Here is an 11,014-nt window from a genome sequence, read left to right on the forward strand (position 1 = left end):
AGCCCGCTGACGCCGGCAACGCAGCCCACGGGGATTCTTGGACAGGCTCCTAGCCGTTGACCACCTCGAACGTCGCGGCGCGCTCGGGGCTCTCTTTGTAGCCGATGCGGATGGCCCGGGCGCGCACGGTGGTCGCGCCGGCCGGCAGCCGCAACGGCTCGGTGTAGAGCCGCCAGCGCACCTTCTCCCCCGGCTCGAACGTGTAGGCGATGGAGGCGCCCTGGGTGGCGCTGTGGAGTTGGAGGGCAACGGGCGCGCGATAGCGGCCGCCCTCGGGCGCCGGCTCCCGGCCCGGGCCCTCGCCGCAGAGGGGCACGAAGACAGGCGGCGCCGTCGTCGGCTGCGCGCCGTCGGGGTACCAGCGGCGGACCATCTCGGATTCGGGGATGTCCCCCAGGTCGCCCACCGCGCGGCGCCAGCCGTCGAGCGCCTCGCGCAGGCGCTCGAGCTCGGGCCGGTACGCGGGGTCATCCGCCAGGTTGCGAATCTCCCACGGGTCGGCCTCGGTGTCGTACAGCTCCTCGACGGGGCGGGGGCGGAACAGGATGTCCTGCGGCGGGACCAGTTCGCCGGCCAGGTGGAGGCGCCACATCTCCTCGACGATGGGGTGGCGATTGTGGTAGGGCACCCAGAGGAGATAGGGCAGGTCGGGGCGCCAGTGGCGGATGTATTTGAACCGCCTGTCGCGGGCGGCGCGGACCATGTCGTAGGCCTCGTCGTGCCGGTCGCGGCTGGCGAAGACGTAGTCGCGCGGCGCCGCGGCCTGCTCGCCGAGGAACGCCCGGCCCTGCATGTGCGCGGGCACCGCCACGCCGGCCGCCGAGAGCATGGTGGGGCCGAGGTCAATCGTGCTCACGAGCCGCTCGCTCACGGAGCCGGGTGCCAGGCGGCCGGGCCAGCGGGCGATCATCGGGATGCGGATGCCGGAGTCGTAGGGCCAGCGCTTGCCGCGCGGCAGCGGGCCGTGGTCGCTCCAGTGCAGGACGAGGGTGTTCTCGGCCAGGCCGTCCTCCTCGAGCTGTGCGAGCAGTTGGCCCAGCTCGCGGTCGCTCTCCTCGATGTGGGTGTACATGCGGGCCATGGCGAGGCGGACCTTCGGCGTGTCGGGGAAGTAGGGCGGCAGCTCGATGGCGGCGGGGTCGAACGTTGGCTCGGGGCACTTCTCGGGCCACATGCCGCTCTCGTGGGTGCGCGTGGGGTTGAAGACGGCGAAAAAGGGCTGGCGCGTGTCGGGGCGGTTGCGCCAGTGGGCCGTGGTGCTCAGCTCGTCCCAGGCGGTCAGCGGCGGGTCGAACTGGTAGTCGGTCTTGACGTTGTTGGTGCAGTAGTAGCCGGCGGCGCGGAGGTACTCGGTGAAGCACTTCACGTAGTGGGGCACGACGGCCGAGTAGGGGGTCGGCAACTCGGGCGTGGCGGGGTGGGTGTGGGCCGTGCGCATGTGGTGCGTGCCGATCGAGATGGGGTACATGCCGGTGATGACGGCCGAGCGGGCGGGCGCGCACACGCCGGCGGCGGAGAAGGCCAGCGGCCAGCGGCAGCCCTCGGCGGCCAGGCGGTCGAGGTTCGGTGTGCGGGCCACGCGGTCGCCGTAGCAGCCGTAGAAGGGGTTCGTATCCTCGAACGACACCCAGAGGATGTTCGGCCTCGGCCTGTCGGGCATGGCGAGTCCCTCACTTCTCGAAGGCGAACTCGAGCTCGTTGGCCCAGTGCTCCGTCCAGTCCACCTTGAACGAGCCGTTGCGCTTGGCGACGGAGCGGCCGCGGCTGAGCTCCATGCAGCCGACGTTCGCGTTGTCGTTGACGCGGAAGCTGAACTTGATGGTGCGCCCCGCATCGAGGGCCTGCTTGACGTGGGGGATTTCGCGCCAGGGCAGCGCGCACTCGGTGATGCGGGTGTTCCCCTCGTGGGTGACGACGAGCTTGCCATCTTTCACGGGCCCCTCGTTCGGGGCTTTGGGCTGGCGGGGGTAGTAGTGCTTGTTGGGCAGGTCGGGCCGGCGGAGCGGCCAGATCTCGGTGCCGCCGCCGAAGCGCTCGGCCACGGGGTTCAGCGCGTACTCGTAATCGGTGTCCCAGTAGCCCGTGTATCGGGGCATGGTGCCGGGCGGGAAGGGGGCCCAGGGCTTGTCGGCCTCGGGCACCACGTTGAAGGCGATCTGCACGTTGTCGTGGTGGGGCGCGTTGCCCGCGGGCAGGTCGGGGTTGCGGCGGTAGCTGTAGCGGCGCACGCCCTGCGGCCAGACCAGCTCGCGCGGCTCCGCCGTGTCTTCGCGGCGGAAGGGGGCGATGCGCGGCTTCTCGATCCGCACGACGAAGCTCTTCTCGGGGTAGAAGAACTGGTCGTCGTCGCGGGTCTCGAAACGCAGCATGCCGCCCTCGGGCGTGGAGTCGGCCGCGCGGGCGGCGAAGTAGAAGAACTGGTCGTCGTAGGCCAGCCAGCCGTTGGCGAAGCCCTTCTGCACCGCGGTGTCGAACTTCTGGAACGGCAGCCACGCGGCCTCCTGGAGCGTGGGGCCGGCCGTGAGCGGGCTGGTGATGGTCTGCACGGGCACGTCCTTCCAGTCGTCGAGCCTGCCGTCCACCTGGATCGTCCGCCGGGCGATGACGTTGACGTGGAGGTCCTCGCAGTGCTCGGACACGCCGTCGCGGCCGGCGTCGAAGGCCAGGCGCAGGGGATAGGTGTTGCTCGGCTCGGACGCGCCGGCCGCGACCTGGATGGCCACGGCCCTGGTCTCGTGCGGCCCGAAGGCGAGCTTCTGCGCGGCCGGCTCGAGCGTGAGCGCGCCCAGCGTGACGCGCAGCGTGCCGCGGACCGGGCGGTTGAGGACGTTGGTGAGCTGCAGGCGCAGCATCGGCTTCTGCTCGATGCGGGCCGTGAGGTCGAGACACTCCTTGGCCAGCGGCTCGATGCCCTCGACGTCCGACTCGCGGATGGCCTGGAGCAGCGCGGCGAAGCTGCCGGGCCTGCCGTCGCCGCGCAGGAAGAAGCCGCGATGGTCGAGCGGCACGGTGATGCGGCCGCGCCGCGAGGGCACGGGGTTGCCGTGGAAGTCGTAGAGGGCGAACTGCCCGCGGCGGTCGCGCAGGGTCATCGAGGCGTCGCTCAGGGCCTCCGGGGCGGCGAGAGCCTTCTCGAGGGCCTCGCGCTCCTTTGGGTCGGCGTCCCTGGGCAGGGCGGCGAGCTTCTGACGCAGCTCCTTCTTGTGGGCGATGGCGGCCAGGCCTCGGCCCGTGCGGAAGAGCACGTGGTCGGCGCCGAACGCCTCGCCGATGTCGCCCACCACGACCACCGTGCCGTCCTCGGGGTCGGGCTTGCCCGCGGCGTCGGCGCGGCCGTCGAACACCATCACCCAGGGCAGACCGTTCTTGAAGAGCAGCTCGCGGAACTTGCGCTCGCCGATGAAGTGGGTGACGGCGCCCACGCTGGCCGCGACGCTCCAGGTGTGGCCGGTCTCGATGTTCTTCGGCTTGCCGTCGTCGCCGAGGATGCGGGCGCGGCGGTCGTGCCACTCGGTGGCGATGTTGCCGTGGTAGATGCCCACGGCGCGGTCGTGGCCGGTCGAGAGGTTGGTCGCCACGACCGCGGCCACGCGGTCGTCGGTGTTCGCCACCCAGCTCTCGGTGTCCCAGATGCGCACGCGGCCGTTGGGGTGCGCCCTGTTCATCCAGGCCTTCACGGTGGAGGGCGGGTGCATGCCCTGGTAGTGGATCGAGCAGAAGTCGAGCCACTTGAGGAAGCCGTCGGTTCCGTCGGGGAAGAGCTTGTCGAAGGTGTTGGACGAGCTGTCGCAGCCGCCGAGGAGCACCTGCACGCCGGCCTCGGCCCGCGCCTCCTCGACGGCCTCGCACATGGCCGTGTAGATTTCGCGGTAGCGGAGCATGTCGGCGCCCCAGCCGCTGATCGAGATGCCCTCCCACGGCTCGTTCCAGAGCATGAAGCCGTTGATCGGCCCCTTCGGCCAGCCGTAGTCCACGGCGAACCGCTTGCAGAACTTCTTGAAATCGGCGTCCCAGGCCGGCAGCCAGGCGAGGTCGAACTTCGTGTCCTGCATCACGCCCTTGTCGTCGAGCCAGGGCCGCGGACGGCCGAGCGGCTGGTTCTCATGCCAGAAGGCGCCGCCGCCGAACTCGACGGTGATCGCCAGCCCCGCCGCCTTGTAGGCGGCCAGCTTCTCGCCCTCGCGCGCGTACCATTCGGCGAAGTCCTTCTCGGTCGTGGGCTTGTAGCCGATGCCGATGCGGTTGGGCGCCGCGCCCAGGCGGGTCAGCAGGTCGGGCTCGTTGTTGTCCAGGCACAGTTGCGGGAATTGCACGGGCCTGGCCTCGGCCTTGAACGTGCGGACGAAGCTCGTGACGAAACGCCGCCCGGCCGCCCCGAGGTCTATCACGAGCGCGTAGGCGCCGTTGCGCTCGGGCGTCCTGGGCGTCACCGTGAGGTTCTGCCACTTGCCCGGCTCCGCGTTCACCTCGACGGGCGCCGAACCGCACTCCGCCACCTTGAACATCTGCGGCACCCAGATGTCGCCCGGCAGCCCCTTGGTGCCGTAGGCGATCAGGTCCACCTTGCCCCTGACGCGCAGCGGCTGCTTGCCGGTGTTGACGAGCTGGAAGGTGAACGACGCCTGCTCGCCGGGCCACAGCACGTTGGCCGGCGCCGAGCTGGCGATGAACTGCACGGTGTACGGCTCCCGCGGCGGCGCGGGGTCCACGCCCATCGTCTCCTCGAAGCCCGGGATGCGGAAGCCCGAGCGCATCTGCGCCTCGCCCGTCGGGCACAGGACGGTCCACACGAGCAGCGCCGTCAGGGCGCACCTGCCCACACGAGGATGCGTCAAGGGCTCTCTCCTGGGTCAAATCGTGAGCACGATCTTGCCGAACTGCTCGCCGCGCTCCATCCGGGCCATCGCCTCCACCGCCCGGCCGAGGGGGAACACCGAGTCGATCACGGGCTTGATGCCCGCCGCGGCCACAGTGCCGAGCATCAGGCGGAAGTCCTCGTGCGAGGCGAAGGTCGAGCCCAGCAGCGAGAGCTGGTTCCAGTAGAGCGCCTGGAGATTCGTCGGCGCCTCGGCGCCCGTGGTCACGCCGCAGACCACGGCGCGGCCGCCCTTGCGCAGCGCCGCCAGGTCAACCGGCCACGCCGCCGCGCCCACCGTGTTCACCGAAACGTCCGCGCCCCGCCCGCCCGTGGCCTCGCGCACCGCGGCCGCCACGTCGGGCGTCTTCCGGTAGTTGATGCCGCGTGCCGCGCCAAGCTCCCCCGCGCGCCGCAGCTTCTCGTCGGACGACGAGGTGACAATGGCCTCGGCCCCGGCGTGGGTGGCGAACTGGAGCGCCGCGAGGGCCACCCCGCCGCCGATGCCGTGGATGAGCACCGTCTCCCCCGGGCGGAGCTTCGCCCTCGTGAACAGCATGCGCCAGGCCGTCGCATAGGCGATGCCCAGCGCGGCCGCCTCCTCCCACGTCAGCCCCTTGGGCTTCGGCAGCAGATTCGCCGCGGGCACGGCAGCCCTCTCGGCGAACACGCCCGGCCGCGACAGCCCGATGATGCCGAACGAGGCGCACTCGCTCTGCTCGCCGCGGCCGCAGGCCTCGCACGCCCCGCACGACAGGCCCACGCTCACGACCACCTCGTCGCCCACCTTGACGCCCGACACGCCCGGCCCCACCTCGGCGACCACGCCGGCGCCGTCGGAGCCCAGCACGTGCGGCATCGGGATCGTCGCTCGCCCCCCCTTGCGCACCCAGATGTCCAGGTGGTTCAGCGCAGCCGCCCGGAGGTCGAGCACCACCTCGCCCGGCGCGGCGGACGGCGCCGCGAAATCCTCGATGTGCACCACCCCCAGTTCACCGTGCGTTCGAATCCCGACGGCCCTCACGGCGCATCTCCTGCCACCCACGTGTTGGGCGAGCACACCCCCCCCCGAACCGCCAGGGGGCGCCATCTCGCCCGGGGTCCTGCTCCAGCAGCAGCTCGCTCTCAATGTCAGGCATCTCGACCAGAGTCTACCGGACATCGCCGGCAACTTCAAGCGCGCACCCGGACCCGGGTGTGGGCCGGAATTGTGGGTAGGGTGATTGTCTCTGGAGCCGGAAGGGCTCGCATGGGATAGCCCAGGGCAACGCCCTGGGTTCAGCGGGCTCCACGGGTCCAGCCCTGAAGGGGCGAGATAGAAGCTCTCGATTCCGCCCTGTCAGGGCTGCCGCGGGGCGGTCTTGTTCCCAGGGCGTTGCCCTGGGCTATCCTATTTCGCTCCTTCGGAGCTCCCGTCGCCGCCCACAATTCCGGCCCACACCCCCCCGGACCCCAGGGTCTGGGCCTGAATTGCAGGCTATTCGGGCGCGGAGCGGAGGGGGGCGAGGCGCTTCAGTCCAGAACGCACCCTCACCAAAGCCGTTGAGATGCTCTCGACGCTCGTGAGGCGCCGCAACCTGAAAGCTTGTTCCGGAATGAGGGCTCATCAGGGTTTGGCGACCCTCGCGTGGCCGCCATTGGGAAGCATGGCGCGGGGGCTGCGGCGCCAGCGAGGCCACCCCATAACCCTCTATGCCCCAAGGCCTTACGCTCTCCGGGCATTCCCGCTCACATACTTGCTCATCGCGCGGATGAGCGAGTATGGCCGGAGCCGCGAGAATCGCCCATTCTCGCCCATCTACCCATACTTGCTCACTTCCCCCCTCACAGAGTTGAGCAAGTATGGACAGGCGGCGCCCGCCAGCCGCTCGGCACAGGCCCTCCCGCGTCCAACAACCCCGGGTTCGTTCTCGGGGTTCGGCTGTGGGCGGGGCCTCCGTGCCCCACGTCCTGCCGCCTCCTCGCGGGGGACAGAGCCCCCGCCCACAAGGACCGTAGCCGCAAGCGTCCCGCTTGCGGAGGTTTGCTTTCTCGCCCCTGCGCTCCGTCGCCTTATCCTTCTCGCCCCTACGCTCCGCGTGGGGGCGAATCTTCGGACGCTCCCGCGTCCAACAACCCCGGGTTCGTTCTGGGGTTCGGCTGTGGGCGGGGCCTCCGTGCCCCGCGTCCTGCCGCATCCTCGCGGGGGGACAGAGCCCCCGCCCACAAGGGCCGTAGCCGCAAGCGTCCCGCTTGCGGAGGTTTGCTTTCTCGCCCCTGCGCTCCGCGTGGGAAAGGACGCGGGCGGAATGCAGGATTCCGCCCGGCGTGTGGCGGCAAGCCCTTGCAAGATCGTTCGACGGGCTCACGATAGCACGTCAGCGTTCGGTTCGTTCCGAAACAGGCCCTGCGAAGGTGAGCCAGCCTCGCGGGCCAGCGCCCGGCCCAAGCGGCCCAACAGCCGTTGGGCAGCGGACGCCGCCTCGTCGAGCAGTTCGATGCGGAAGTGCCGCACGCCCAGGCGGTACAGTCGCCCTGCGGCCTCGACGGCGGACCCTGCCGCGGCGTGAAAGACGGTGTTGCGGCACGCCGCGTCGGCCCGCACGGGGTGCTCGGCCCCCCTGCGGTCGCGGAGCGCGAGGCGGGCGCGGCGGCAGGGCTGCCCGCAGTCGCTTCGGTCGCGCCCGCTGGACAGCCGCGCGGCGAACAGGCAATGCTGGGTATGGAACATGGCGGTGTGCTGGTGGACCACGGCCTCGATGCGCCCCGGGTCGAGGCGGCGCAGCAGCGTCGCCAGTTGCGCGGCATCGAGGTCCGGGCTGGGCGTGAGCCGCGCGAGGCCGAAGCGCGAGAGCAGCACGTCGGCGGCCAGCTCGTTGGCGGCGTGGAGCGAGAAGTCGCCCACGAGCGGCAGGCGGGGGGCGCGCTCGCGGCAGTAGGCCACGCTGGCGAGATTCCGAGCGAGCACGGCGTCGGGGCCGAGGGCAAGCAGCCGTTCCAACAGCTCCTCCTCGCCTGGCTTGATCGCCTGCGGCGTGGCGAGGCCGATGGCCACCCCGGCCGCGCGGGCGCGCGCCACCGCCTTGGCCTGCTCCGACGGGCGCGCGAGATCGCCGTAGACGAGCGCCGGCCTGGGCGCGTCCGCCGCGAGCACGGCGTCGAGCTGCTCCAGGCTTCTGACGAGGACGCAGAGGCTGGCCGCATCGTGCGTCGGCGCGGCGGGCGGCAACGCCTCGCGCAGGCGGTCGAGGGCGGCGGGGTCCGCGATGGCGTGCCGAGCGGCGGCCCGCCGCTGACCGAGCAGGGCCTCGACCGCCCGCCGGCGCAGGTCGTTGAGCACGCTCTTCGGCACCATGACGGGGTCGAGAGGGTTGGCCTCGACCGAGCGCAAGGCGAACGGCGTGCCGCCCAGCCTCCCGAGTTGCTCACGAAGCAGGTCCAGCGTCAGCGGGTGCCGTTCGGCGCGCTCCAGCGGGCGGTCCCACGCCACCGTAGCCGCGCGTCCGCCATCATCGCAAGCCGTTATCTGAAGGAGCTTTGCGAGCGGGGCCGCGACGCGGAAGTCGAGGGGCGCGGGCCGCGAGACAACGTCCCGGGCATAGCTCTGCTCGAGGCGTTGCCTCACGGCCGGGTCGTCGGTCTTCCACACCACGCTGCCCACGGGCACCGCGCCGGGGCGCACGTCCTCGCGGCGGAAGACGAGCAGCGTTCGGCCGCGCGGCCCCTGCATCGGCTCCACGGCCACCGCACGCCCCCCGGGTTCGTCATCCCCGGCGCCGCCGGTGTCGAACACGAGGCCGTCGCCCGGCTTCACCGCGCCGGGCGCCTCGAGGGCTACGACGATCCCACGCCGCGCCACGCCCACCACCTCGCCCACCCGCCGCCCGCGGCCCCTGGGCGAGCGGCCCACCACCAGTTCCTGGTGGTTCACCCCGTCGAGAAACCCGCGCGTGAACCCCCGCGAGAAGCCCTGCGCCAGTTCCGCCGCCTGCGCGGCCGAGAGCGTGAACCGTTCGCCTGCCATCGCCGCGTCCAGCGCCGCACGGTACACCCGCACCGCCGCGGCCACGTAGTCGGGGCCCTTGAGGCGCCCCTCGATCTTGAACCCCGCCACACCCGCTGCCACGAGGTCGGCGATGCGATCGTAGGCCGCCAGGTCGCTCGGACTCAGCGGATGGCGGCACTCGCCCGCGTCGAGCGGCTCGCCGTCGGCCACCACCAGGTAGGGCAGGCGGCAGGGCTGCGCGCACAGGCCGCGGTTCGCGCTCCGCCCGCCCAGGGCCAGGCTCGCCAGGCACTGGCCGCTGAACGACAGGCACAGCGCCCCGTGCACGAACACCTCGAGCTCGGCCTCGGTCGCCGCGGCCACGCTCCGAATCTCCCTCACCGACAACTCGCGCGCCAGGATCACCCGCCGCACGCCGAGCGACCGCAACAGCTCGATGCCGCGCGCCTCGGCGAGCGACATCTGCGTCGAGGCGTGCACCGGCAGGCTGGGCGCCAGCCGTCCGATGAGCGGCACGAGGCCCAGATCCTGCACGATCACCGCATCGGCCCCCGCCTCGGCGATGGCCCGCAACCGCTCCGCCGCGACCGCCAGCTCGTCAGGAAAGACCAGCGTGTTCAGCGCGACGTAGCCCCGCACCCCACGGTCGTGGAGATAGCCCAGCACCTCGGGCAGGTCCTCGGCCGCGAAGTTCGCCGCGCGAAGCCGCGCATTGAAGTCCTGGAGCCCGAAGTACACCGCATCGGCCCCGTTCGCCACGGCCGCGCGCAGCGCCGCACGGTCCCCCGCCGGGGCGAGCAGCTCGGGATGCGTCTTAGCCTGGCAGCTCGGGGGCATCTCCATCAACTCCTGGGCGCGGTCAGGATCACCATCATACCATATTCAGGCTGCGACCCAAGCCGTCTCCGCGCGAAGAGTCCGCCGTCCTGCTCGCAACCTGGCAATTCGGCGCCGGCAGCCCGAGCGCGGCCTCGGACCCGGCCGTCGCCGCCTTGACTTCCGGGCGCCGGCAGGTATAATCACGGGTGCTGTCGCACGGTCACCCGGCTCACCGCGACGCCTCCTTCACCACGGGGTGTGGCGCAGTTTGGCTAGCGCGCGTGCCTTGGGAGCACGAGGTCACCGGTTCAAGTCCGGTCACCCCGACCAGCCGGAACGAGAAGCCCTTCGGCGCAAACAACGTCGAGGGGCTTTCTCATGGCGGCACAGTGGCTGCGCCACGTGCGAGGGGTCAGGATACGGAAAGCCGCTGTAACTGAAGATCGGCTACACACGTGCGATCCAATCCCTTCGGGAGGGTAACGGGTAAGGCGAGCGCTGGAGGGCGTCTCCTTCCGAACGTCTTGGAACGTTCGGTAGGGGCGGCTCTCAGGCGCGCCCCTACGCTTCCTCACCCTTCTCGCCCCTACGCTCCGCGTGGGGGCGAAGATCCGGACGCTCCCGCGTCCAGCCCCAACCTCCCGCGGGTTCGCAACCCGCGAGAGGTTACCGACTCCCGCGTCCCCTCTTCCCGAAAACGAAGAGGCCGCGGAGCGGCCAAGAGACCCGTCTCCACGCAGAGCGTAAGGACGAGAAAGAGGGGCAGCGCATAGGGACAAAGGAGGCCACAGCGGGGGCCTCCCTCCCGAAGGTTCCAATCCCTTGGGGAGGGTAACAGGTAAGGCGAGCGCTGGGGGTCGTCTCCTTCCGAACGTATTGGAACGTTCTGGAGGGATGGCTCGCGGTCGGTTACAGGCGCAGCCTGGGTCTCTGGCGAAGGCCGGGGTTCGTATCGTAACCGCCTCTCCGTTTGCCAGCCATGTTGTTAAAACGCACAGGTGCGTTGATGGCTGGAAACAGTTTCTAAGTGTCTATACTACAAACACTTAGCCAGCTATTACAGAACGATAACAGAGCTGGCGTTGACAGATGGCAACATTGCTGGGGCCTTGCACCGCGCGACCCGGATCGAGACGCCAGCCGCACCACAAGCACAAGGCCGTAAAGTCCGCTGCCAGTGCAGGTTAGGCCGTCGAATCAGCAGGAGGCGCGCAGAGATGCTGCACCCGCTATCTGGCACACGAATTGCTGTGGGTAGAAATAGTGCTTTGTACTCATGCATTGGGGCCGGTCATGGCTCGCTCTGAGGAGGAACGGACGTGTCAACGCTGCCAAGGGTGACGGTGCCGTCGGGG

At 70.6% G+C, this 11,014-nt stretch carries 4 protein-coding genes and 1 tRNA gene; 1 reads left to right on the forward strand and 4 read right to left on the reverse strand.

All coding sequences use genetic code 11. The features are described 5' to 3' along the window. Window positions 1-49 precede the first annotated feature (49 nt). From PLE19_22845 to PLE19_22860, 4 genes are all read right to left on the reverse strand, one after another. Window positions 50-1,660 (reverse strand): sulfatase-like hydrolase/transferase, encoded by a 1,611-nt coding sequence (locus tag PLE19_22845; protein HPD17786.1) that lies wholly within the window; start codon window positions 1,658-1,660, stop codon window positions 50-52. A 10-nt stretch (window positions 1,661-1,670) separates the two neighbouring features. Further along, window positions 1,671-4,835, reverse strand: a complete 3,165-nt coding sequence (locus tag PLE19_22850) for a hypothetical protein (protein ID HPD17787.1) — start codon at window positions 4,833-4,835, stop codon at window positions 1,671-1,673. A gap of 15 nt (window positions 4,836-4,850) precedes the next feature. Continuing rightward, window positions 4,851-5,879, reverse strand: coding sequence for a zinc-binding dehydrogenase (locus PLE19_22855; GenBank protein HPD17788.1), 1,029 nt, complete (start codon window positions 5,877-5,879; stop codon window positions 4,851-4,853). 1,320 nt (window positions 5,880-7,199) lie between these two features. Then, window positions 7,200-9,677 carry a DUF3656 domain-containing protein gene (locus tag PLE19_22860; protein ID HPD17789.1) on the reverse strand — a complete coding sequence of 826 codons (2,478 nt, stop codon included), beginning with the start codon at window positions 9,675-9,677 and terminating at the stop codon, window positions 7,200-7,202. Between the two features lie 234 nt (window positions 9,678-9,911). On the opposite strand from PLE19_22860, the gene PLE19_22865 reads away from it, so the two are divergent. Beyond that, window positions 9,912-9,989 (forward strand) — tRNA-Pro (locus PLE19_22865). Window positions 9,990-11,014: the final 1,025 nt, after the last annotated feature.

This window comes from Planctomycetota bacterium (assembly GCA_035384565.1).
Taxonomy (GTDB): Bacteria; Planctomycetota; PUPC01; order DSUN01; family DSUN01; genus DAOOIT01.